The 26,205-nt window shown below is 54.4% G+C and carries 15 protein-coding genes; all 15 read left to right on the forward strand.

Annotation, left to right across the window (positions count from 1 at the left end; genetic code table 11):
• Window positions 1-7 precede the first annotated feature (7 nt).
• The 15 genes from JW953_22625 (at window position 8) to JW953_22695 (ending at window position 26,195) form a co-directional block, all read left to right on the forward strand.
• On the forward strand, window positions 8-1,027 hold the full coding sequence (locus JW953_22625; protein ID MBN1995500.1) for an SGNH/GDSL hydrolase family protein: 1,020 nt from the start codon (window positions 8-10) through the stop codon (window positions 1,025-1,027).
• 5 nt (window positions 1,028-1,032) lie between these two features.
• Window positions 1,033-3,978, forward strand: a complete 2,946-nt coding sequence (locus JW953_22630) for a glycosyltransferase family 39 protein (protein ID MBN1995501.1) — start codon at window positions 1,033-1,035, stop codon at window positions 3,976-3,978.
• 102 nt (window positions 3,979-4,080) lie between these two features.
• Window positions 4,081-6,756, forward strand: coding sequence for a glycosyltransferase family 39 protein (locus tag JW953_22635; GenBank protein MBN1995502.1), 2,676 nt, complete (start codon window positions 4,081-4,083; stop codon window positions 6,754-6,756).
• Window positions 6,753-9,668 carry a lamin tail domain-containing protein gene (locus JW953_22640; GenBank protein ID MBN1995503.1) on the forward strand — a complete coding sequence of 972 codons (2,916 nt, stop codon included), beginning with the start codon at window positions 6,753-6,755 and terminating at the stop codon, window positions 9,666-9,668. The genes JW953_22635 and JW953_22640 overlap by 4 nt, the downstream gene beginning before the upstream one ends.
• A 140-nt stretch (window positions 9,669-9,808) precedes the next feature.
• Entirely contained in the window at window positions 9,809-12,778 is a 2,970-nt protein-coding gene (locus tag JW953_22645) for a lamin tail domain-containing protein (protein MBN1995504.1), read from the forward strand.
• 255 nt (window positions 12,779-13,033) lie between these two features.
• Window positions 13,034-13,786, forward strand: coding sequence for a polyphosphate polymerase domain-containing protein (locus JW953_22650; protein ID MBN1995505.1), 753 nt, complete (start codon window positions 13,034-13,036; stop codon window positions 13,784-13,786).
• 16 nt (window positions 13,787-13,802) lie between these two features.
• Window positions 13,803-14,495, forward strand: a complete 693-nt coding sequence (locus tag JW953_22655; GenBank protein MBN1995506.1) for a DUF4956 domain-containing protein — start codon at window positions 13,803-13,805, stop codon at window positions 14,493-14,495.
• 22 nt (window positions 14,496-14,517) lie between these two features.
• Window positions 14,518-15,975, forward strand: a complete 1,458-nt coding sequence (locus JW953_22660; GenBank protein MBN1995507.1) for an NAD(P)/FAD-dependent oxidoreductase — start codon at window positions 14,518-14,520, stop codon at window positions 15,973-15,975.
• Window positions 15,976-16,014: 39 nt separating this feature from the next.
• Entirely contained in the window at window positions 16,015-16,980 is a 966-nt protein-coding gene (locus tag JW953_22665; GenBank protein MBN1995508.1) for a glycosyltransferase family 2 protein, read from the forward strand.
• Window positions 16,981-17,075: 95 nt separating this feature from the next.
• Window positions 17,076-17,585: a class I SAM-dependent methyltransferase gene (locus tag JW953_22670; GenBank protein MBN1995509.1), complete on the forward strand. Its 510-nt coding sequence runs from the start codon at window positions 17,076-17,078 to the stop codon at window positions 17,583-17,585.
• A 75-nt stretch (window positions 17,586-17,660) separates the two neighbouring features.
• On the forward strand, window positions 17,661-18,260 hold the full coding sequence (locus JW953_22675; protein ID MBN1995510.1) for a pentapeptide repeat-containing protein: 600 nt from the start codon (window positions 17,661-17,663) through the stop codon (window positions 18,258-18,260).
• A gap of 78 nt (window positions 18,261-18,338) precedes the next feature.
• A complete protein-coding gene (locus tag JW953_22680; protein MBN1995511.1) occupies window positions 18,339-19,679 on the forward strand; it encodes a glycosyltransferase family 4 protein in 1,341 nt (446 codons plus the stop codon).
• A 21-nt stretch (window positions 19,680-19,700) separates the two neighbouring features.
• Complete coding sequence (locus tag JW953_22685) at window positions 19,701-21,857, forward strand: hypothetical protein (GenBank protein ID MBN1995512.1); 2,157 nt, start codon at window positions 19,701-19,703, stop codon at window positions 21,855-21,857.
• Window positions 21,854-24,031, forward strand: a complete 2,178-nt coding sequence (locus JW953_22690; GenBank protein ID MBN1995513.1) for a glycosyltransferase family 39 protein — start codon at window positions 21,854-21,856, stop codon at window positions 24,029-24,031. The genes JW953_22685 and JW953_22690 overlap by 4 nt, the downstream gene beginning before the upstream one ends.
• Window positions 24,021-26,195 (forward strand): hypothetical protein, encoded by a 2,175-nt coding sequence (locus tag JW953_22695; protein MBN1995514.1) that lies wholly within the window; start codon window positions 24,021-24,023, stop codon window positions 26,193-26,195. The genes JW953_22690 and JW953_22695 overlap by 11 nt, the downstream gene beginning before the upstream one ends.
• The last annotated feature ends 10 nt before the right edge of the window (window positions 26,196-26,205 follow it).

Genomic DNA, 26,205 nt, shown 5'->3' on the forward strand with positions numbered 1-26,205 from the left:
GGGCTAGATGTACTGGTTTGTCCTTTCTATCATCGCCTTTGCTGTAATTAGTTTGGTTTTGAATATAACTTTCTTGTTCCGTTATATCTGGAAAGATAAGTTTGGCAAAACCAGGCAGATTGCGCAAAATATTTCGCTGCTCTTGATTTCGTTTTTGATTACCCTGTTGTTGCTGGAGTTATTTCTTAAACTTTTTTTTGCTCAATCTAACACCTTTGGTTTTACCCTGGCCGCCACAAATTGGCGCCAGCGTTATGTTCATGTTAATTCGCTGGGCTATCGGGATAAAGAATGGACGCCAACGTTACTGGAGGGTCGCACCAAAATTATGGTTTTGGGCGATTCTTTTGTTGAGGGCACCGGCATAGAGAATCCGGCGGACCGTTTTTCCGATTTGTTGGGTCAGAAGCTGGGCCAGGAATATGCCGTGCTGAATGCGGGCCTCAGTGGGGCCGATACCAAGGACGAAATCAGAAACGCTCTGGCGTATCCTTATCAGCCGGATATTGTCATCCTTTCCTTTTGTCTCAACGATATCGATTCAACGGCTAAAGATATGAAGTTTACGCGGCCAAACCTGATCGTGCCCCCTCCTTTTTTGGTGGCCGAATCCTATGCGCTGAACTTTTTTTATTGGCGTCTGTACCGGCTTATACCGCAAGCTGATGAAATTTATTGGGATTGGATAATGACCGTTTACCATAACCCCGATATTTGGCAAGTTTATCGGGGCGAACTGTTACAGATGGCCCAAATTGCCAGGGCCGGGAACAGCCAATTCATCGTGGTCATTTTTCCAGATATGATAAAAATTGAGGAAAGCCGCCCGATTACTTCCCAGGTTGCTAACCTTTATCGTGAACAAGGAGTCCCGGTTTTGGATGTAACCGATTTGCTGGCTGGAATAGCCCCCGCCAACTTGATTGTCAGCAATGTTGACGCCCATCCAAACGAATTTGTCCACCGCCTTGTGGCTGAAGAATTATACCGGCTGGTGTTGGATAGCCAGCAAGCCGTAAACAAGTAATGGTCATGCGTAACATCCCTCATTTTCGCAACTATAGAGCCTTTTATTTTGTTTTGATTATTTTTTTGATGGCGCTGGGGCCGCGCATAACCACCTTGAGCGGCACTTTTATTGTCAATGATGAAACCCTCTATTGGAGTTGGACAAACGAGTTTGTCACAGCCTTGCTTAATTTTGATTGGGCCGGAACCCTGGTGGGTAAGGGTTATCCCTCGGTGACGGTGTTTTGGGTGCATGGGGCCGGCTTTTTGGTTCATTTTTTGGTTGACACCCTCCGGGGCTACTCCTGGGCCGAGTTTGTCCAGCGGGCCGCTTTGGACCAACCCTTCAACTTTGACCTGCTTGGCCAGCGCCGCCTGGCCATGGGGCTGGCCAACGCCCTTTTGCTCGGCTTGATTTTTTGGCAGGCCAGGCTCCTGGTGGGCGAGGCGATAGCCTTTTTGGGCACCGGCTTAATGGCCCTTTCTCCCTTTTTATTGGCCGACGCCCGCACCATGCGCGGCGATGCGCTCATGAGCAGCCTGATGCTGGCCAGTGTTTTGGGTTTTTTGTTGTTTCTCTTAAAACGCCGTTGGTTTTACCTTGTTTTTTCCGGCCTTAGTTTGGGATTGGCCATGCTCACCAAAATCACGGCCATTCCCGTGACCGGCTTTGTTGTTTTGGCGATGGGCCTTTATCTGGGGCTGTATCGCCGGGAGGTGAACTGGCTGCGCCGGTTGCGGTGGGGGGTTGTTGTTTTGCTGGACTGGGGCGGCATTGTCGCCCTGACCATCGTTGCGCTTTGGCCCGCCCTGTGGGTTGCGCCCGGCGAGGTTTTTGTTTTTGTGCGTAACTACGCCCTGGGTTCCATTGACGGCCGGCTCAACTATTTTTGGGGCCAACTCACCTTCGACCAATCCATCCCCTTGTTTTATCCCAACGCCTTCCTTTTTCGGGCCACCCCTTTAGTGGTGTTGGGCGGGGCCATTATGGCCGGCCTGGCCGGGATAAGCGGCTGGCATCTGCTGCGGTGGATGGCCGGGTGGAAGGTCAATTTGCGGTATCGTTTGGACAACTTATGGCGAATGACCGTCCCGGCCCGGTGGACACTCCTGGCTCTGGGCGTTTATTCTGTCGTCTACTGGCTGGTGCTCAATGCCGGCGCCCTCAAACGAGATCGCTATTTAATGCCCATTTTCCCGGCGGTTCATCTCATTGCTGCGGCCGGTCTGTTATGGCTGGTCAAACAAGTAGGCCAACGTTGGCCTGGCGCAAATTGGCCGATCTGGGGGGTGTTTGGGCTATTGCTGGCTTTGCAGTGGGCGCAGGTTCTGTCAACGCATCCATTTTATTACACTTATTGGAGTCCCTTGCTGGGCGGCGGGCGAGTGGCCCAACAAGCGATGATGGCCGAGTCGGGCGTGGAAACGTTGGCCCTGGTTGAGTTGAGCCAATCACCCGATGCCAAAAACCAAACCCTGGCCCTGCTCTATACCCGCGATTTTGCCCCGGCCTACACTGGCCGGGTGGTGCGCCTGGCCGATCAATCCCCCTGGATTACGGCTGGTCACGTGCTGCTGCGCCAGTATCATTTTCAAACTGAAAAGCTGGACCCCAACCTGCTTGAGTATTTGTATCGAAAAAGGCCGGAACGGGTGATTGAGTTTCAGGGTTATGCCTGGGCCTGGCTTTATCCCGGGCCGGCGGCCCAATATTATGCGGGCAGTCTTTTAGACGGCCAGGCGGAATTATTGGGCTACAATCTGAGCCGTGATCGGGCTTCTGTTGACCGGCCATTGCAAGTAAAACTTTTTTGGCGTAATCGGGGTTACAACCCGCGCCATCAAATCTTTGTGCGCCTGGTTGATGCTCAGGGATTTGCCTGGGCGGCCATGACTGCCCAACCTTTGCCCCAATTTGAGGCGGTGGCCGGTAAATTGGGGGCCATTGTGGAAAGCGAAGCGTTTCTCCAGATTCCGCCCGGCACGCCGCCCGGCCTATACTTTTTGAAAATCGGGCTTACGGTTGGCCCAGATGAACCGGATATTGGCGAATTCGCGCTGCCTTCCGCTGGCGACAAAGTGGTGGTGGAAAGGCCGGCGGTCCAACCAACTCTGGTCTTTACCTACCCGCTGTCCCAAAAACTAACCCATAACCTGACTTTATTGGGAACCGATGTTGAACCTCCGCTGATCTTAACGCCGCAAACACCCCAACCGCTTACCCTCTATTGGCAGGCCGGGGAAAACATCACCGCGGATTATGGGCTTTTGTTTCGTTTGGTGGATGCGGCTGGGAATGAAGTGGCCTCCTGGTCTGGCCGCCCTGCTCGCGGCCTGTACCCAACCTCCCGCTGGCAACCGGGCGAACTTGTCCGCGATCCCTGGCTGCTGAATCTGGCCGAAGCCCAACAAACCCGGCCCGTTTCCCCGGGATATTACCACTTGCAGCTTGTTTTGTTTGCAGAACCGTCCGGGCCGGCGACGGGAGAGGTTTTGTTGGGCCGGGTGGAAGTCCTGGACCGGCGGCGATTATACACCCTTCCGCCGGTAGAGCATCCCCTTGAGGTTAGACTGGGTGAAGCGATTTTTTTGTTAGGGTATGATTTGACCCAGGTTCCTTTGACCGGCGGGGCGCGGTCTACCCTGACCCTGTATTGGCAGGCTGTCCAACCCGTATCCCTGGATTATACTGTTTTTGCGCAAATGCTTGACCCCACCGGCCAGGTGGTCGGCCAGCACGACGGCCTACCTGCTGCCGGTACGCTGCCTACCACGGCGTGGGAGGTCGGCGAAATCATTCCGGATCGCCATCAATTTGATTTTGCCCTGACTCAGAGCGGCCTCTATCGCCTGATTGTGGGCATGTATAACCCGCAAACAGGAAAGCGTTTGCCCGTTACGGACCCTCAGGGACAGGCTGCCGGTGATTTCTGGACGCTTTATACGTTTGAGGCTGGCGCGGCCAAATAATCTTGGCCAATCAGCCCTCTGGTGGTACAATGCAACCCGCCCACCATCCGGTTATGAAAAAATCAAGGAAGTTGAAGGCGGGCTTTTTTATTGGATGAAGATATGAAGTCTATTATCATCACTGCCGGAATTGCGCTGTTACTGGCCGTGTTTGTAACGTTGTCGTGGTATCCGGGGCAACTGGTAGCCGGTTTATTGTTTATTGCCTTTTTGCCCGGTTATACGCTCCTGGCGGCGCTCTGGCCCAATTCCGGCGACGCCCCTTTCACTCAGCCGGAACAATGGTTGGTGGCCGTGGCGGTCAGCTATGGATTGAGCGTCACCGTGCTGATGTTCATGGTTTTTGCCCGGCTGCCGTTAAATGGGTTGACCGTAGTGAGCGGCCTGGCCGGGATAACCCTAATTTTGGCCTGGGTCGCCTGGCTGCGCGCGCAAAAGGGGACTCCTCATCCGCGAAGGGTTCATCTGGATTCCTGGCTTATCGGGTTGGGCCTCGTTGTTCTGGTGGCGGCGCTCTTTCGGATAGTCAATATTTATTATTCCGATCACCAAGGCGATGAGGCCGAAATCTTATTACGGGCGGTGTCGTTGGGTTATGGCCGTATTGAGGCTATGCTCACCCACACCAAAGGCCCCGGCGAGATTTTGTTATTGAACGCCATTGGCGCTATCGCGGGCCAATTTGACGAACAAACGGTTCGGTTGCCCTTTGCGCTGGCCGGCACAGCCGCGATTGGCCTGGTGGCGCTGTTGGGCCGGCGATTGTTCAATAATTTGGTTGGCCTGGTGGCCGGTTTGCTGGCCGCTGTTGAAGGGGTTTTGATTTCCTACGCGCGCACGGCCCAATACCAGAGTGTGGTCTTGTTGTTCACCCTGGCTGCGTTGTTATGTTTTTATCGTTTTTATCAAACCGGCGGGCGTTCCAGGCGTTTGCACGGCCTGGGCGCGTTTTTGCTGGCTGCGGCTATTCTGTTTCATTTTGAAGCGGTATTGCTGGTGCCGGTAGCCATTTATTTGACCCTGGCCCACCTGGGACGGCCCAAACTTCAACAGCTAACTGCTTATCTTTCGCGCCTGGTTTATCTATGGCCTTCGGCCGTTATCTTTATCGTTTTGCTGGCTGTTTTTTATATCCCTTTTTTGTTACATCCCAGCGTTCAAAAAACCGGCGTGTATCTGGAAAACCGGGTGATAGCGGGCAGCCTGCCGCCTTTTAATAATTTGGCCCACTTTTTTTACTTTCAGGCGGTCAAATACAACTCTATTTATCACGTGGTTGGGCTTAATTTATTGTTATTGCTGGCGCTGCTCATTGACTTTGCCAGGACATTTTGGGATAAGGCAAATCAACAAACAGACCATCGTGTTTCTCGTTTCACAGATTACGTCTCGCGGTTTGTCCCGGCGATGGCCGTCGGCCTGATCCTGGCCGGTCTGATTTTGGTGATGAGGGGGGAGCAAAGATTATCGGCCTGGTTGTTGGGGTTGGGGCTATTTTTTATTTTTGGCCTGATCATCTTTTCGCGGGCCACGCCGCTACCCCAGCGAGTGCTCTGGTTGTGGATAGCGCCCTCTTTTTTAACTTACGTGGTTCTGGTCAATCGTCCCGGCAAACACCATTATTTGTTCCTGGCCGCTTTGATCATAGCCGGCGCGCTGGCGGTGGCCCAACTATGGTCGGCGGGCGTCAAACGCTGGCCGTGGTTAAAACCTGCCGGGGGACGATGGTTGACCGCGGGCCTGGGGGTCATGCTGCTGCTAATTTTTGCCGCCCATGCCGTCATGCTGTTTTTGCGCAACGACCTGGAATACATCCTCACCTATCCGGCGCACAAAAACGCCTTTTACCCCACCGATGCCCACTATCCCCACGATACCCGCATTGGGTTTGGTTTTCCGTTTCGCCTGGGCTGGCAAATGGTGGGCCGGTTGAAGCGCACCGGGCAGTTAGAGGGCACGTGGGCCGGCAATGACGACGGCAACGCGCCCCTGTGGTACATGCTCAACACGCCGCCCACTCCCTGCTACCCCGACTACGTTTTACGGGGCGAAATCACTTACAAGGGCAGCGCTGATTTTGACGTGCCCTTTGACCCGCAGAATTTTGGCTATGTGCCCCGCTATCGCATTTGGGGCAATGACCGGCTGCGGTTGACGATTTTGGCCTTTGACCCGCTGGCCGGTGAAGTTGAGCCGTTTGACCTGTACGAAACTGCCCACTTTCCGCCGCCGGTTACGGCGACCGATTTTGCGGCCGGTATGAAGCCGCAGGAGCCGCCGACCCCGCAAATCCGGCTCGAGCCGGCCCCGGTTTTAGGCGAAGGTTCGGAATTAAAAGATAACGCCCCGCCCGAATACCTGGAACGAGCCAAACGCTTAAAGGGTCAGGTGGCCTTGATTGGTTATGACCTGGAGACGCAGTTTGCCCAACCGGACGGAATTGTGCCTGTTACCTTACATTGGCAGGCGCAAAACTTATTGAGTTTGCGTTACAAGGTATTTGTCCACTTGCTTTCGGCGGATGGCCGGGTGTGGTCTCAGGCCGATGATTTTCCGGTCTGCGGCCTGTCGCACGCCAATAGTTGGCCGCCGGGAGCCGTTGTTCAGGATCGCCACCTGCTCAAACTGCCCCCCGACCTTCCCCCTGGTGCTTATACCTTGCTGGTGGGCATGTACGAGCCGGAGTTAGGATTGCGCCTGAATTATTTTGATGTGGCTGGAAATGAACAGGGTAATAGTTTAACGGCGGGAACTCTAGAAGTTAGACCCGGATCATGAGAAGCAAGAGAAACTATAAGCCGTTTTTCTGGGCGGCCACGCTGTTGTGTCTCCTGTTTGGCGGCTTACAGATTGCCATTCATGCGGTGCGCCAGGTGCCCAGCGACGTGATTATCAACGAATTCATGGCTGCCAATACTACCGGCTTAACCGATGAAAATGGCGAGCATGCGGATTGGCTTGAACTCTACAATCCAACCGGCCATCCGGTCAACCTGGGCGGTTGGTCGCTCACCGACGACCCCACCCAGCCGGAAAAGTGGCCCTTGCCCGATATTGTGTTGGGCAGCCATGCCTATTTGCTGATTTTTGCTTCCGGCAAAGACCGCCGCGCAGTTGAGCCGGGCGCGGCCTTGCACGCCAACTTTAAACTCAACCGGCAGGGTGAATTTTTGGGGCTGTACAACATTTTTGAAAAACGCTTTATGGACCAATTTTCGCCGTCGTTTCCAAAACAGTTTAGAGATATGGCCTACGGTCGTTATGGGCATGAGGGGCAGGCCGGCTATCTGGCCACAGCCACCCCCGGCCAGCCAAACAACGACAGCCTGGTTTGGCAGGGGGTATTGCCCCCGGTAGAATTTAGCGTGGAACGCGGTGTTTACGACGCTCCCTTCACCCTGGCCCTTCATTCGCCTGACCCGGCCGCCACCATCCGTTTTAGCACCGACGGCGGGCAGCCTACGGAAACGCGCGGCCTCCTCTACGTCCAGCCGATCCTCATTAGCACCACCACCTTTGTGCAGGCCACTGCCTTTAAACCCAATTTTCTACCCTCCCCCCCCCGGGCCCACACCTACCTTTTTTTGAACGACGTGTTGCGACAGCCGGTTTTGCCGTCCGGTTTTCCCAAAACGTGGGGTATCCACGAGATTGATTTTGCCGGGCACGCCAGGGGCGAGGAAGTGCAAGCCGATTACGAACTGGACCCCAACGTGGTTAACGACCCGCGCTATCGCCCAACCATCACAGATGATTTGCAAACTATTCCTATTCTCTCCATTACCACCCATCCCCAAAATTTTGACATTTACGCCCATCCCCGGAATAGAGGCCGGGAGTGGGAGCGCCCGGTATCGGTGGAATTGATTGACCCTACCGGCAGCCAAACAGGCTTTCAAATCAATGCCGGTCTCAGGATTCAGGGTGGGGCGGGGCGGTGGGAATTTATGCCCAAGCACTCTTTTCGGCTTTTCTTTCGAGATGAGTACGGAGCTGCCACCCTCAAATACCCCCTTTTCTCCGATGCCCCGGTAGATGAGTTCGACACCCTCATTTTGCGTGGCGGCGTAGACCGCAGTTATGCCGGCCATCCCGAAGTGGCCGACCACGCCCTGACCACTTATACTCGCGATGAATGGCTGCGCGCTTCGCAGATAGCCCTGTCGGGTGTTGGCGCGCACGGCATTTTTGTGCATCTCTATCTCAATGGCCTCTATTGGGGCCTGTATAACCTGGTGGAAAGGCCGGATGAGGCCTTTGCCGCCTCATATTTTGGCGGTCAAAAAGAGGAGTGGTACGTAATCAATCACCGGGGCACGGTGAGCGGCTCCAGCGACCGCTTTAGTGAATTATTGGCCTTGGTCAACAGCGGCAACCTGGCCGCGTCCGACCGGTATGCGCTGGTTCAAGCGTATCTGGATGTGACCCAATTCATAGATTACCTGATCTTAAACTGGTATGCGGGTACTGAGGATTGGCCGGAAAACAATTGGTATGCCGTGTTGCCCAACCGGCCCTCGGGCCGGGTGAATTTTTTGGTTTGGGATGGGGAAGAAAGTTGGAACGAGGGGGCCAAAATTCACCTGGGCCAAAACGACCTGGCCGGTCGGCCTAACCTCGTCAAAATATTCTTTGAAGCCTTGAGCCAGAATCCGGACTTCAAAATGGAATTGGCCGACCGGTTATACAAACATCTCTCTCACAACGGCGTTCTTACCGATGTCCAGGCTAAGGCCCGCTGGCGGCGGCTCAATCAAGTGCTTGACCGGGCCATTGTGGGCGAGTCGGCCCGGTGGGGAGATGTTAGGCAAGAGCCGCCGCTAACGCGGGACGACTGGCTCAAGGCACGAGATAATGTGTTGGCCCAAATGGAGGGCAATGCCGCCAAACTGTTGGCCCAGGCGCGGGCCATGGGGTATTATCCGCCGCTTGACCCGCCGGTTTTTAACCAACAGGGCGGTTTGGTGGCCGGGGATTTTGAACTGACCATGACCATTTCTACCCCGGTTAGCGGAGCGACCATCTACTACACCACCAACGGCGCCGACCCCCGCCTGCCCGCTAGCGGCCAAGTTTTGCCCGAGGCTTTGATTTATGACACCCCGCTGCCGTTGACCACAACCACGTTTATCAAAGCGCGGGCATTGGCCGGTGAGGCCGGTGAGGGGCCGGTGTGGAGCGCCCTGAATGAAGCCACCTTCAAACTGCGGGCCGCCGGGCCGCAGGCGGCCCTCACCGAGATAATGTACAACCCGGTGGGCGGGAACCAATACGAATTCATTGAGTTAAAAAACACCGGCGATACGGATTTGCCCCTGGGCGGCGCGTTTTTTGATGAAGGGATTGCGTTTAAATTTCCGGCGGCAGTGGCCCCGCTTGCGCCCGGCCAGATGATTGTGCTGGCCCGCAACCCCGGCGCTTTTGCCAGCCGTTATCCGGGGGTGGAAATTGCCGGGGTGTATCAGGGAAAATTATCAAACCAGGGCGAACGGCTCACCCTGCGTAACGGGTCGGGCGACATCTTGGTTTCTGTAGCGTATAACGATGAAAATGGCTGGCCCATCAGCCCGGATGGCCGGGGCGATTCATTGATTTTGGTGGACCTGGCCGGGGATGTAGACAATCCGCAGCACTGGCGGGCCAGTATCGAGGTAAATGGTTCACCCGGCAGAGACGAACCGGCCCCATAAAAAGAGGCCGTGATTGGGGAAATCCGGTATTTGTACTATACTCTGCGTTTACCCTATCCGGCCAAAGACTGACGACCAAAGACTGACGACCAACGACCAAATTTCGTCATTCGTTATTCGTCGTTGGTCATTCGTCGCTAATGATTATGATCATCCGCAGACTTCGTAAAACAATCTTTTTTACAGCCGTTTTAGCTTGCCTGTTGTTGGGCGCGCGGTGGGTTCTTTTTATTTCCGCCAAAGAAATTCCCGGCAACCTGGTGATCAATGAGTTTGTGGCCGTCAATGGCAGCGGCTTGACCGACGAAGATGGCGACTATGCGGATTGGATTGAAATTTACAATGCGGGGCAGCAGCCGGTCAACCTGAGCGGTTGGTCTTTAACCGACGACCCCAACCGGTTAGCCAAGTGGACCTTCCCGGACATAATCTTGGGCAGCCACGAATACCTGGCGGTTTTTGCCTCCGGCAAAGACCGCAAATCTGGGGAGCCTGGTTCATCCCTGCACACTAATTTTAAACTCAACCAAAAAGGCGAATTTTTGGCCCTCTACAATATTTTATACAACCAGTTAATAGATGTGGCCGCGCCGCAGTTCCCGCCGCAGTTTAGGGACCTGAGCTATGGCCGCTATGGCCAGGGTGTATACGGTTACCTGGCCAACCCTTCTCCCGGCGCAGCCAACGACGAAACCACAACCTGGGCCGGCGTGGTGGCCCCGCTCCTCTTTAGCCAGCCGCGCGGCTTTTATAACGATCCCCTCACCCTTGAGTTGAGCACCCCCACCGAAGGGGCCACTATTCGTTATACCACGGATGGCAGCCGGCCCACCGAAACCAACGGCCAAACCTACACCGGGCCGCTGAGCATTGCCGGAACAACGTTGGTGCGGGCCGTGGCCTTTAAGCCGGGTTTTTTGCCCTCTTATCTGGACACGCATACCTACCTTTTTCTTGATGACGTGCTGGCCCAACCGGCGCATCCCCCCAACTTTCCCGATACCTGGGGTATCCATTCCAAAAACATCGGCGGCTACGTTAAAGACACGCCGGTGCTGGCCGATTACGAGATGGACCCCGCCGTGGTTAACGATCCTCTCTACCGGGACGAGATCAGAGAAGGCATGGTTTCAATTCCCTCTCTATCTATTGTTACCGAAATGCAAAACTACAATATCTATGGCCAGCCCAGAATGAGGGGCGAAGTCTGGGAGCGGCCTGTTTCGGTGGAGTTGATTTACCCTGACTCCCAGCAAGAGGGGTTTCAAACTAACGCGGGCCTGCGTATTCAGGGCGGGGAAGCGCGATGGGAGTATATTCCCAAACACTCCTTTCGCCTGTTTTTCAAAGCCAAATACGGAGCCACCAAACTTGAATATCCCCTGTTCCCCGACTCGCCGGTCACGCAGTTCGATACCCTGGTGCTGCGCGGCGGCACCAGCCGTAGTTACGCCGGACGCCCGCGCAGCGACCAGCGAGCCGTTACTTATACCCGCGATGAATGGATGCGAGCTACCCAGGTTGACCTCTCCGGGGTCGGTTCGCACGGTATGTTTGTGCACCTCTATCTCAACGGGATGTATTGGGGTTTGTACAACGTCATCGAAAGGCCGGACGCCTCGTTTGCCTCGGCCTATTTTGGCGGCGATAAAGACGATTGGTTTGCCATTAAACACGGTTTTGCCGACGAAACATCACCTGATAAACAGGAGTTGTGGCATGGCGTCAACCACGGTGAGCCACTCAGCGGCAGCAGCGACCGGTATGATACCCTGCATCGTTTGGCCAGTGAAGGGAACCTGGCCGACCCTGAAAAATATGCCGCCCTCACCGCTTATGTTGACATCCCTCAATTTATTGACTTTTTCATCTTAAATTGGTATGGTGGCCGGGCCGATAGCTGGACCGAAAACAACTGGTACGCGATTATCCAAAATCCGGCGGGCAAAATAAAATACTTTGTTTGGGATGCGGAAAATGTGTGGGATGATGGCGCCCTGATCAATGTGGGTAAAACCGGGCCGCGCAACGCCCTGAAACGCCTTTTTGACGCCCTCAGCCAAAACCCGGATTTTAAAATGGAACTGGCCGACCGGCTGTACAAGCATCTCTTTAACGATGGCGCGCTGACCGAGGCCAACGCCCAGGAACGTTGGCTGCGGATCAATCAGCCAATTGAGCAGGCCATTATCGGCGAATCGGCCCGCTGGGGGGATGTTCGGCACGAAACGCCTGTGACCCAGGCCGATTGGCTCAAGGCCCGGGCTGATGTGTTGGCCCAGATGGAGGGCAACGGGGACAAGTTGATCGCTCAAGCTCGCCAGGTTGGTTACTATCCAAATATTGATCCGCCCGTTTTTAATCAGCACAGAGGCGTGGTGCCTGCCGGCTTCAATTTAACAATGACCGCTACGGAGGGCGTGATTTACTATACCACCGATGGCTCTGATCCCCGCCTGCCGGTGACCGGCGAGGTTGCGTCCGGGGCCGTCGCCTACAAAACTCCCCTGGTGTTAACCGCCACTACCCCGATTAAAGCGCGGGTTTTGGCCGACGACCCGGCAGCCGGAACAGGCCAAACGTGGAGCGCCTTGCATGAGGCTGTGTTTAAAGTGGTGGAGCGCGAAAGTCAACTCAGCCTGACCGAAATTATGTACAACCCCTTGGGCGGAAGTGGCTACGAGTTTGTTGAACTGAAGAATGTGGGCGAGACGGCCTTAAATTTGGCCGGGATGTATTTTGATGAGGGCATTGAGTTTGTTTTTCCTCCTGGTGCGGTTCCTCTGCCTCCTGATGGTTTGGTAGTGCTGGTTAGAAATCCAGAGACCTTTGCCCAACGATACCCCGGTGTTCTCAGGGGGGGTGTTTATCAGGGTAAATTGGCCAACCAGGGAGAAAAGATAATCCTGCGGGACGCTGGGGGTAAGGTGGTGGTGTCGGTGAATTATAATGATGAAAACGGCTGGCCGGTCAGCCCGGATGGGCGCGGCGATTCATTGGTTCTGGTTGATCCGGGCGCGGACCCGGATAATCCCCTCAGTTGGCGGGCCAGTGCCAACCTGCACGGTTCGCCGGGCAAGGATGAGCCAGCCTTAGAAACTAAAAATTAGAAATTAGAAATTAGAGATGGGTAGCCCACTTTGAACAGATATTCCGTATCGCGTATTTCGTTTGGGTGTGTTTCATTTGAGTTGAGACTACCCCTAGAGTGCGGAATTTATTCCGCTTTTTGGCAGAGGCAGAATGAAATTTGCACTCCTTCAACTGATTTGAAACGCACCCATTTCGTTTAGGCACTATAGAATACGTAATACGCCTTGAGAAGTTGCCTCAGTAAGATTCCGCAAAATGAGTTTTTAGAGAGTATGATGAGAATAAAAGAGTATAGCCGTTTTGAACTTAAATACGTTTTGAGCCGGGAACAGCAGGGCCGGCTGGTGGAGGTGTTGGCCGATTATTTGCAGCCCGACGTTATGGGCGACGCGCAGGGGCGTTATAACATCACCAGCCTTTACTACGACACGGATGACTACAAAGCCTATTGGGATAAAATTGAAGGGCACAAGTTTCGGCGCAAGGTGCGGGTGCGGGTTTACGGCGACCAGGTGGTTACGCCCGACACCCCTTGTTTTGCCGAAATCAAACAACGCAGAAACAAGACCCTGCAAAAAAAACGAGTCAAAATGTCCTACGCCTTGGCCATTGCCCTGTGTGGGGCCGGTGAGCCGGTGGAGAATGTGTCGGCAACAGAGCAGGCCGTGATTGAGGAAATCCAATATTTGTATTATACTCTGCAATTGCAGCCGGCCTGCGTGGTCAGTTACGACCGCCTGGCCTTTAACGGCGGTGAATACGACCCTGGCCTGCGGGTCACGTTTGACACCAACTTAAAAGGCCGCACCCATGACCTGTCTTTACTTTCCGCCGGCCAGGTGGAAAATCATTTTTTTATGCCGCCGGGGTCGTGTGTTCTGGAAATTAAAGTAAACTACCGGGTGCCTTACTGGTTAACCGAGCTGATCGGCAAACATCGCTGCACCTTGCGCCGAATTAGCAAATACTGCACTGCTTTGGAGCAATCCAAGGCGCTATTACAGCATCAGCAAATATTTTATTAAAAAAGAGGGAATGGTAATGGATTTCTTAAAACTCCTGGAGAGCCTCCAGGATGCTACCAATGTTTTTTCCACGGAAGATGTTATTTTTGTCTTGATCCTCAGCTTTGTGCTCTCGTTGATAATTGCCTGGGTTTACAGACTCACCTACCGGGGCGTCTCATACACCCAATCTTACGTGCATACCTTGATTATGATGACCATGGTGGTGGCGGTGATCATGCTGATCATCGGCTCTAACATTGCGCGAGCCTTTGCCCTGGTGGGCGCGTTGTCCATTGTGCGGTTTCGTAACGCGGTCAAAGATACCCGCGATGTGGGTTATATTTTCTTTGCCATGGCCATTGGCATGGCCGTAGGCACGCGCTTTTACCTGCTGGCCATTATTGCTACGGTGATCATTTCTTTTATCTGGTGGGGCATGGCTACGCTCAACCTGTTTGCCAAAGACATTCGAGAGCAAATCCTCAAGATCAGGTTGCCGGCCGACATGCCCTACGACACTCTGTTTGACCGCGTTTTTGCCCGGTACCTGGCCCGTTTTAGCCTGATTGCGGTTGAAACCGTTCAGGCCGGAACGCAGACCGAGTTGATTTACGGCATTGAGCTTAAAAAGCAGCAGGAGGCCCAGGAACTTATGGCCGAATTGCGCAAACTCAACGACAACAACAAAGTGGCGCTGCTTACGGGACACCACGAAGTTGATCTCTAGATCGGGCCGGTGGAGTGACGCCATAGACAAGTCAACAGCACTCAAAACCGAGACCGCCATCACCTCAGACGTGGTCATCATTGGAGCGGGGCCAACGGGCCTGACTGCGGCTTACCAATTGGCCAAGCTTGGCCAAAAGACCATTGTTTTTGAAAAAGAGCGATTGGTTGGCGGGATTGCTCGCACCGAGAATTACAAAGGCTACGGCATTGACATTGGCGGCCATCGTTTTTATACCAAAGTGGCCGAAGTGGAAGCCATGTGGCACGAGGTGTTGGGCGATGACTTTTTGCCCCGCCGTCGCCTATCGCGGATTTATTACAAAAACAAATTTTTTTACTATCCCATCCGTTTTTTTGATGCCTTGTTTAAGCTGGGCCTGGTGGAAAGCGTCCGGGTGGGGGCCAGTTATGGGTGGGCTAAAATCCACCCTTATCCCCAGGAAGAAAATTTTGAGGAGTGGGTGTCTAACCGCTTTGGCCGGCGCCTGTACCAGATTTTCTTCAAAACTTATACCGAAAAAGTCTGGGGCATGCCCTGCACCGAAATCAAGGCCGAGTGGGCCGCCCAACGCATCAAGGGGCTTTCTTTGTCGCGGGCGGTCAAAGACGCCTTGTTCAAGCCTAAAAACCAGCAGGTCAAAACCCTGATTGATACGTTTCATTATCCCCGGCGCGGGCCGGGCATGCTCTGGCGGCGGGTGCAGGAATTGATTGAGGCCCAGGGCCACCGGGTGATGCCGGAGTCTGACGTGGTGGAAGTGTATGTGGCCGGGGGGCGGGTCAAACACATTGTGGCCAATAGCCCCAATGGGCCAATCATGGCTTTGGGCAGGCATTTCATTTCCAGTATGCCCTTGAGCGAATTGATCCTAAAAATAAAACCGACCCCACCATCAGACGTTGTGACAGCGGCGCGTCAGCTTGCTTACCGCGATTTTTTGACCGTAGCCTTGATTGTTCGGCGGGATGACCTTTTTCCCGATAACTGGATTTATATTCACAGCCCGGAGGTCAAAGTGGGCCGCATCCAAAACTTCAAAAATTGGAGTCCTGAAATGATTCCTCCCGCTCAACCGGAGACCACCTGCATTGGCCTGGAATATTTTTGCGCCGAAGGCGATGAATTGTGGCAGATGGCCGACGCCGACCTGGTAGCCCTGGGCCGGCAAGAAATGGCCCGTATGGGCCTGGTGGCCGAAAAGGACGTGGTGGAGGGGGTGGTCCTGCGCCAGCCCAAAGCCTATCCTGTTTACATGGGCGCATACCAGAAACACCTTGATATCATCAGAACATATCTTGACACCATTGAGAATCTGCAATCTGCCGGGCGCAACGGCCTGCACATGTACAACAATCAAGACCATTCCATGCTCACGGCCATGCTGGCCGTAAAAAATATTACGGGCGAAAAACACAATTTGTGGTCGGTGAATACGGAGCGGTCTTATCATGAAGAAGTTTATATTAACCAAAAATAGCAGAAAGTAAGTGATAGAGCCTTACCGGCCGGCCAAACCATGAAAACCAAGCCAATCCTTTCAGTTGTCATTCCTTTGCTGGATGAGGCAGGGAATTTAGAACTGTTGCACCAAAAGTTAACCGAAACGCTGCCGGAGGTGGGTCAACCGTATGAGATCATCTTTATCAACGACGGCAGCACCGATGGGTCCGCGGAAATTTTAAACCGCCTCTTTGAGCGTGACCCGGCGGTCCAGGTGATCCACTTTCAGCAGAATTTTGGCAAAACTGCGGCCCTTACTGCCGGCTTTCGCCACAGCCGGGGCCAAACCCTGATCACCCTGGATGCCGATTTGCAGGACGATCCCGCCGAAATTCCGGCTATGCTGGCCAAACTGGCCGAGGGTTATGATTTGGTGGCGGCCTGGCGTTACCATCGCCAGGACCCGGTTGACAAAACCCTGCCTTCGCGTTTGTTCAATTGGGCGGTAACCACGTTTAGCGGGGTGAAGTTGCACGATTTCAACTGCGGTTTTAAAGTGTACCGCCGGGCCGTAACCGAGCAGATTTCTCTCTATAGCGACTTTCACCGTTTTATCCCGGTTTTGGCGGCGGGCAAAGGCTTTCGCGTTACCGAACTGGCAGTGCAGCACCATCCCCGGCACGCCGGTAGTTCCAAATACGGCAACGTGGGCCGGGCCATGCGCGGCACGTTAGACCTGATTACGGTTCTTTTTTTACAAACCTATCTCAAACATCCCCTGCGACTCTTTGGCACCGGCGGGGCCATTGTGTTTGGCCTGGGCGGTTTAATTGAACTTTACCTGGCCGGGTTGTGGTTGCTGCGGGCCTGGGGCGTTGCCGAAGTGGGGCCGATTGGCACCCGTCCCCTCTTTACGGTGGGCATTTTGGCCATGATTTTGGGGATTCAATTATTTTCAACCGGCCTGCTGGGCGAAATGTTGCGCTACTTTACCTATCGCCCCGAACAGGAATATGTTATTCAAAAAGTGCTCAAACACTGATGATAGAAGGTCACGGCAATCTCCAAAAACACCTTAATCCCAATCCCTTCCAACGGTTCCTGTTAAAAAAATTTCACCAAAAAATTACGAAATTGGTGCGACAGACAAAGGCCAATTACATCCTTGACGCCGGTTGTGGGGAAGGCTTTGTGATTAACTATTTGCGCCAGCAAAACCCTGCGCTCACAATAGTTGGCGGCGACTTTAGCCTTGAGGCATTGGGCTGGGGCCGGGCCAACGTGGCGCACCAGGCCCCCCTGGTGGTATTTGACCTGCATCATTTGCCCTTTCCCGATAACGGCTTTCCCCTGGTGCTTTGCCTGGAGGTGTTGGAACACCTGCCCAACTCGACCGTTGGTTTGCGCGAATTGGCCCGCGTGTCTTCAGCCTACCTGCTGTTGAGCGTTCCTCACGAACCCTGGTTTCGCGTCTCAAACTTTTTGCGGGGCAAACACGTGTCGGCCCTGGGCAACGACCCGGAGCATTTGCACAATTACACCGGCCGTAGTTTCCGGAGGATGGTCAGGGGGGTGGTTGACTTGGTCTGGCATGGTTACTCCTTTCCCTGGCAGATTGTTTTGGCCCGCAAAGCCAGGGTAAAATGAAATTTCGAGATTGCCGTTAGCCCCCGGCTTGCGTATAATTTGGGCAGCGGGTAATATAACTCCTTGAGAGAAGTGATGGAACGAGAAGAAGTTATCCAAATTGTTAAAATTGCGCACCGGGAAAACAAGGCACCAGACTTGCGTCGGGTCCAATTGAGCGGCGTTGACCTGAACGGCGTCAATTTGCGCCGGGTGAATCTGAACGAGGCCGACTTGTATCAAGTTAATTTGAGCGGAACCAACTTGAGCGAAGCCAGCCTGATTTTTGCCAACTTAATGAAAGCCAATCTGGGTAGGGCTAATTTGCGCCAGGCCAACCTGGTTTTTGCCAATTTGCGTTTGGCCGATCTGGCCGGCGTTGATCTGACCGAAGCCAATTTAAGCGCCACCGATTTATTTGGGGCTAACCTGAGCGGGGCCAATTTAACTGAGGCCAATCTATCCGAGGCTAACCTGAGTGAAACCAATCTCGGCGGCGCCCATCTCCGTGAGGCCAACCTGAGCGAGTCCAGCCTGTACGAAACCGACCTGCGCGGCGCGGATTTGCGCGGCGCCGACCTGAATGGCGTCAATCTTACCCGGGCCGTCTACAATCGCCGGACCAAATGGGATAAAAGCTTCAATCCCGTAGCGGCGGGGGCCGTCAAGGATAAAAAATGGTTTGACCTCTTTTAGACATCTACTCAACGGCCCTTCGTATTTTCGCAGACTCTTTTTCACCCTCATCCTGCACAGTCAACAACATTTGAGCCTATGCGCATACTCATCATTAATTACGAATTTCCCCCCATTGGTGCCGGCGGTGGCAAGGCCAGCCAGAAAATCGCTGCCTGCCTGGTGGAAATGGGGCATACGGTGCGGGTTATCACCAGCCGGCCTACCCAGCTTTACACTTTTTTTGGCAATATGTCCGTGCTCGCCGGTTTGGGATTTTGGATTTACCTGGTTTACATCAAACTCGCCTTCAACAAAGACTTAAGCGACCACGGTTTTACGATCCTGGGGACTCTGCTTCTGCTGATTGGCTTTATCCTGCGCAACACCGGCCTCACCTGGGAATTGACCAATCCTATTCGCGGCCTCAAGCCGGTTGAATTTATTGATGGAGTAGAAGTGCGGCGCATCCCGGTGTTGCGCCAGCGCCAGGAGTATTGTTCCACGTTTGAAATGGGCACGTTTTTATTGAGCGGCCTGTGGCACGGTTTGGCCCAGGCGCGTGAATTCAAACCCGACCTGGTGCACATTTTTTTTGGCCTGCCCGATGGGCCGATTGGTTGGGCCTTAAAGCGGGTGTACGGTTTGCCCTACCTCATCTCGTTGCGGGGGGCCGACGTGCCCTCGGACGAAGTCAAACGATTTGCCAAACACTACCGGGTGCTGCGGCCTTTTGTCCGCTGGCTCTGGCGCGACGCCGACGCCTTGGTAGCCGTGTCAAACGGCTTGCGGGAATATGCCCACGAAACCGCTATGGATTTGCCCATCCACGTTATTCCCAATGCCATTGAACTATCGCAGTTTACGCCACCCCGGCAGCGCAGCCACGACGGTCCGGTGCGTTTGCTGTTTGTGGGTCGGTTTAACGCCTTTAAGAACGTGGAAACTCTCCTGGAAGGTGTGGCCCGGCTGAAAAAGATGGGCATGGTTAATTTTGAATTACAATTGATTGGCGATGGCGAACGCCGGGCCAATTTAGAACGATTGACGGTGGCCCACCAACTCACCAAACATGTGCATTTTTTGGGCTGGGTGGACCGGGAAGCCATTGTCACCCGTTACCGGCAGGCCGACGTGTTTGTTACGGCCACCACCTGGGAAGGAATGCCCAACACCGTGTTAGAGGCAATGGCCTGTGGCCTGCCCATCGTTGCCACCCGCGCCTCCGGCCTGGGAGAATTGGTGCGCGAAGGCGTCAACGGCTACCTGGTAGACATCAACGATCCGGCTGTCCTGGCCGAACGCCTGGCCGATCTGGTGGATAATCCCTACGAGCGACAGCGTATGGGCAAAGAAAGCCGCAAGATCGCCGAACAGGAATTTGCCTGGGAGTACATTACCGAGCAATATGTAGAAATTTATCAGAAAATTAGAAATTAGAGATTTCTAATTCTTTTACCTATGCGTTTACCAACTATCACCCTTATTATCCTCACCCTGGCCGGTTTTGCCCTGCGTCTGCACTATCTCATTTCCACGCATCCCTTTTTTGACGAATATACCACCGGGCTGGCCGCCCGCCAGATTTTGCAATACGGCTGGCCGGTATTGCCTTCCGGCCTATTTTACGAACACGGCCTGCTGGCCACTTACGTGATCGCCCCTTTTGCCGCTTTATTTATCAACGCGCCAGTCTCGCAATGGCAGCCTGCGCATTGGAGCTTGATGCTTGCCCGCTGGCCCAGCCTGCTCGTCAGCGCCGTCACCATTCCCTTGCTTTACACGCTTGGCCGCCGTGGGTTTACCACCTCTCTTTCCGCCCCTCTTGGCCTGTTGGCGGCCGGGCTGTTTGCCTTTAGCCCCGAAGGCATGGTCTGGGGGGGACGGGCGCGAATGTACGCCCTGGCCACCCTCCTGGTTTTGCTGGCCGTTTACTGGGCTTATCGTGGCTCGATCTGGCCCGCTCCGGCCAAATATCGCTGGTGGGCCTGGTTGACCCTTTTTTTTGCCCTGCTCACCCAACTGGGCGTTTTGACCCTACTCCCACCCTTGTTAGTAGCCATGCTTAGCCTGGGCTGGCTCTCCTCAAGACAAAAACCCGCTATCCGCCCCTGGTTTCTCAGGCCAACTGTTGTTCTGGATGGCCTGACTCTGGTGGCCATCATTGGCCTGGCGCTCCTGGTAAAACGTTTAGGCCAACCCCTTGGTGTCCCAACTTTGGTCGAGCCGGGCAGTGGTCCTCTTTGGCAGGAATTGTTCAAGACAGTCACTTACCAGACCGCCTTCCACTTTTCCTGGCTCGATGCCCTCAAATTTCTCTCCCGCCAATTTGGCGTGCCCCACCATTTCTGGCTCACTATCGCTACCCTCATTGGCGCGGTGATCGGCCTGCTTGTTTGGCTCGCCGGCGCAAACAGTCAGAAATTAGAAATCAGAAAAAAGAAATCCATTTCTAATTCCTATTCCCTATTCTCTATTTTTCTATGGCTTGTTTTTGGCCTCATTATCCTGGAAATGATCACTTTGCTCGATCCCTTCCGCCGCAACCCCCGCTACGTGGTAATGTACCTGCCCCTTTTTTACCTCATCGCGGCCAGCGCCATCTTTAATTTTAGATTTATACTCGTTTCACCTTTGACCGCCTTATTGGGGAAAATCGGCATCCGGCATGTGGCGCAGAGAAAAGAGGGCAGGGTGTCCTGTTGGCAGCGCGGGCTACCTTCCCCGGCCCGGTTTCTCTCCCCCACGTTTGTCTCCCTCGTTCTGCTCATCTTCTTCGTAGCCGTCGGTTTTAACGACCTGCGTTTAACCCTGGTCACTCCCGAACCGGCCTATGAGGAGGCGTTAGCTTTTGTGCAGGCTAATTGGCAGCCGGGCGACACCTTGCTGACGATGAATACTCCCGCAGCCGGTCTTTATCTGGGCCATGCCGATGGCTTTACGGTTCAAAAAGAAGCCGAGCAGTTTTTGCTCAAGTCCGGCCCTGTTCCCGTTGACCGCTGGTTGGGTGCGCCCTGGGTGGGCACTGCCGCCGATTTTAATATGGCTCTCAATGCCGGTAAACGAACCTGGTTTGTTATTGATACCATTCGCCAGCCGGTTTATTTCAAAGGTGACTGGCTGGCTGTGGTCAACAATCAAATGGAGCAGGTTTGGGCCAAAGACAATGCCCTGGTCTACCGCACCCGGCCTGATCGTATTCCGTTGCCCACCCAGCCCCAAACCCTTATCAACGCTACCCTGGGCAATTCAATTCAACTGCTTGGTTACACCCTCAGTGATGGGCCAAATTCGGCCTTGAGCCTCACTCTTTTCTGGCAACCCCTCACCTCCCTGCCCACCGATTACACCACTTTTCTACACGTTCGCAATCAAGCGGGCGATACGGTGGCGCAACAGGATGGTCAGCCCCTGGCCGGGCTTTATCCTACCAGCCATTGGCTGCCCGGCGAGACCGTGGTTGACCTCATCACCCTGTCGCTCCCCCCAGATTTGCCCGCCGGGAATTATACCGTTTTGGTTGGCCTCTACCAGCTCGACACGCTGGAACGCCTACCCGTGGCCAACGACGCCTCCGGCGAAAACGCCGTTATCTTAGGAGAGTTCACGCTGCCATGACCGCTCATCTCTCAAACAGCCAAAATCCGCCAGCCCCCAACCGCAATCCATTTCCTGTCTCTTTTCTCGACCATCCCCGTCTCGTTGCTTTTCTTCTTTTCCTACTCGCGCTATTCCCTCGTCTGCCTGGCCTGAAACGTTTCTTGACCAGCGATGAGAACACCAACATTTTTTTTGCCGGCAGCGATGTAATTGCCGCCTTTTTGCGGGGCGACTGGCGCGGCACTTATTGGCATTTTTATCCGGGTGTAACGATGAGTTGGCTGGATGCTCTGGGCATAGCGGGTCAATATTTGGTTGACCTTTTCACCGGCCAGCCAGTCCCCCCCTTCACCGAGTACATTTATGGCGATATTTTGACGTTGCTGGTAGCCAATCGTTTGCCCTATGCCCTCTTAACCGCGGCGGCTGTGCCGGCCGTTTACCTGCTGGCCTGCCAATTGTTGCCCAAACGTTTGGCCCTGCTGGGCGCGCTCTTTCTGGCCGTTGACCCCTTTTACCTGGCCCATTCCCGCATGGCCCATGGCGACGCGCCGGTGGCTGTTTTTATGAGCCTATCGGCCCTGGCTTTTTTTGTGTACCTTGAAAAGTTGGCGAAAAACAAGTTAGGGAACGAAAAAACTGGCAATAATTTCTACTTTCTAATTTCTAATTTTTTTCCCCGGTCGGCCTTTATTTATCTGGTTCTCTCCGCCGTTTTTGGCGGCCTGGCCGCGCTCACCAAAGCTCCCGGCCAATTTATGGCCCTATTTGTCATTGGTATGTCTGGGGGCTGCGCCGGGCTAAAACTCTGGCAGGACAAAAAACAACTAAGCCGCTGGCCGCAGTCGGTCATCCGCTTGGTTCTGCCCTGGCTTGCAGTTGTCGTCGTTTGGGGGGGTGTGGCGCTCTTCGTCTTCGTTCTGCTCTGGCCCAGTATGTGGGTGGACCCCCTGGGCACGTTTAACCAGATGTGGGCCGAAACCTTTGGCAAGGTCGAGGAAGGCCACCTGGTTTACTTTTTGGGCCGGGCTACGCTTGACCCCGGACCCTGGTTCTATTTTTACGTCATTCCCTTCCGGCTTACGCCCGTAGTCCTGCTTGGCAGCGTCTTATCTTTATTCGTCTTTATCCCTAACCTTCATCCCCACCGGACAGGTTCAACTCGCCGGGCCTCCTTCTACTTCTGGCTATTTGTTATTGCCCTATTGTTTTTTGGCAATCTCAGTCCCAAAAAACAGGATCGTTACCTGCTACCGCTGTTCCCGTTTCTGGATCTGCTGGCGGCCATTGGCTGGATGGGTTTGTTAAATTGGGTGTTCGGCTCCTTTTTTAAATCTCAAATCTCAAATCTCAAATCCCTAAGCCCGGCCTTTTTAATTTCTAATTTCTTACTTTTCATTCTCCTGGTATTTCACTTCCTGCCGGTTCTCACCTACTACCCTTACTATCTCACTTACTTCAACCCGCTACTGGGCGGCCCCACTCGCGCGGCAAAAACAACGTTGATGGGCTGGGGCGAAGGTATGGAGCAAGTCGCGGCTTATCTCAATACCAAACCCAACGCCGAACAGCTTTACGTAGCCTCAACCCCATCCCAAACGCTGCTGCCTTACTTTGCCGGGACGGGCGAGAATTTTTATACCAACGACATCGCCTTCCGCGCCGATTATGTGGTGCTCTATCTGGCCCAAATGCAGCGCCTGGCCCCCAGCCCGGAAATTGTGCGTTATTTTGAAGCGCAACCGCCGGAGAAAATTATCACCATCCAGGATGTCGTTTACGCCAAAGTCTATCCCGGCCCCAAACTCATCCTCACCGACCTTCCGCCTACAGCCATTCCCCTCAATATTGGTTTGGCCGATACCCTGCGCCTGGCCGGTTACGAAAGGCAAAACTCCCGTCTAACTCTCTACTGGCATGCCCTGACTCCCCTGTCTGTTGACTATACTATCTCGGTCCGTGCCCGCGCCGCTGAGGGGCAACTGCTGGCCCAACAGGATAGCTGGCCGGTTAATGGCTTGCTGCCCACCTCCCAATGGCGGCAAGGTGATTACGTAACCGATACGCACCTTTTGGAATTGCCTGAAACGGAGGTCGAGCAAATAGAGAGTTTTGAAATTGTGGTCTACCACCTGGCCACCGGCGAAACTCTTGGCCCGCCTATTGTTATCCCAATGAACCATGAACAGTGAAACCGTAAACCTTAAACAACCCCCTGCCCTTCTCTCCTCTCTCCTCTCCCTTCTTCCCTTCTTTATCATCCTCCTGGCTACATTTCTCCGCCTCTACCACCTGCCAGTTCTACCCCCCGGCCTAAATTTTGACGAAGCCGGCAACGGCGTGGCTGCCTTTGACGTTTTACGCGGCGAGCCAAAACTGTGGTGGCGGATTGGCGGGGGTAAAGAACCGCTCTGGCCCTATCTTATGGCGGCAAGCACCACCATTTTGGGGAATATTCCCCTGGCCCTGCGTCTGCCCGCCGCTTTGGTTGGCATTTTAAGCGTGGCTGCGGTTTATCCTTTGGGGCTTGTGCTGTTCGGCGGCGCAAACCGGCAGGGTTGTCCTCATGCGCGGCTGATTTCTCTGCTAACGATGCTTGGCCTGGCCCTGTCTGCCTGGCATCTTCATTTTAGCCGCCTCGGTTTTCGAGCCATTCTCCTGCCTTTATTTTCTACCCTGGGATTTTATTTTTTGTGGCGCAGTATTGTCAGGAGCCAGGAACCAGGAACCGGGCGTCGAATATTTTTTGCCCTGGTCTTATCGGCGTTTTTTGTGGCGCTGGCGGTTTATGCCTACCTGGCCGCCCGGTTATTGCTGCTGGCGCCCCTGCTCTTTTTTGCGCTCCATTGGTTGAACGTTTTTGCCCGCAGCCACCGGGCCGGAAGCCCGCCAATGGCGGCGTTTACTCGCCCCCTCCTCCTGCTAATTTCTAAGTTCCTATTTCTCCTTTTTCTCTTTCTCTCCCCCCTCCTCGTCTACTTTCTTTTCCACCCGGCCGATTTTATGACCCGCTCAACCGCCGTATCCATTTTTAATCCTGCCTGGCGCCAGGGCGATTTGTTTGGCGCAGCCGGGCGCGTCTTGACCCTCACCCTTGGCACCTTTGTTGGTTTTACCGGCGACCCCAACCCCCTGGTCAATTTGCCCGGCCAACCTGCCGTGCCGGTTTTGCTGGCTTCCTTTTTTTTGTTGGGGGTTTTGGTCAGTCTCTACCGCCTTATCCGTCCTCGACCCCTTCTATCCGCCAATCCTTATCTGTTTCTGCTCTGCTGGTGGGCCGTTATGCTGCTCCCGGCCCTGCTCGCCCCCGAAGGCGCGCCCCACCATCTGCGCCTCATCGGCGCCATTGTGCCTACCTACCTTTTCATTGCTGTAGGAATGACTGCCGCCGCCGGGCTGCTGGTCAAACTTATCAGCTCTATTTTGCGTTACCCAAAATACGCCCTCTGTCCTCATCTGCTATCTGCTACCTGCTATCTGCTACCTGCTATCTGCTACCTACTCCTGGCTTTGCAAACTTACTCTAACTACTTTCTCCGCTGGCCTGCGGCGGTTGACTTTACCCTGCCTTTCGATCTCTACGCCGTTCGCCTGGCTAATGACATCGCCCAGGCTCCGCCTGATACCGTTTACGTGTTGCCCATGGATATTCGCGCCGGGCCGGAAGCGCGACACTATACCCTGGATTACCTGTTGGCCTCTTACCGGCCTTCAGCCTACATTTACCTGCCCGTTGACGAGCATAACGCCGAAACCCTGCTCACCACCCGGGCCGTTGCCGGCAAAAACGAGCTGCGCCTGGTCCGCTGGACCGCGGACAAACACCACGAGGCCGACGCCAAAGAAATTGTCGCTTTTTTGCTGCAAACAAATGCCGTCCTCGTAACGCGGGAATCGTATCCGGTATACGATCTTGAAACTTATACCCTCAACAGAAACGCCTCCTTTACGCTGCCGGCCATCACTCAGCCCATTGGCGCTACCTTCGACAATTTGCTGCGCCTGGATGCTGCCTTTATCCCTCCCACCGCCGCCCCCGGTCACTCGCTGCCCGTCGCCTTGACCTTTGCCCCCCTGGCCCAAATGGAGGCGGATTACAAGGTTTCTCTGCGCCTCATTAGCCCCAACGGCGAACGGGTCGCCCAAAAAGACCGGGTCTTGTTACACAATTTCCACCAGGGCACCTCACTCTGGCCGCCTGAAACGGCCAATGAGTATTACCTGCTGCCAATTCCATCAGACGCCCAACCGGGCCAATATACGGTAGGGGTGGTTGTTTATCACCCCGACACGCAGGCTCCCCTGCTGGCCGGTGGCCTGGTGGAAGTGCCCCTGGGCGCTGTTTGGGTAAAGTGAGCGTTCTTTT

The organism is Anaerolineae bacterium (assembly GCA_016931895.1).
GTDB lineage: Bacteria > Chloroflexota > Anaerolineae > 4572-78 > J111 > JAFGNV01.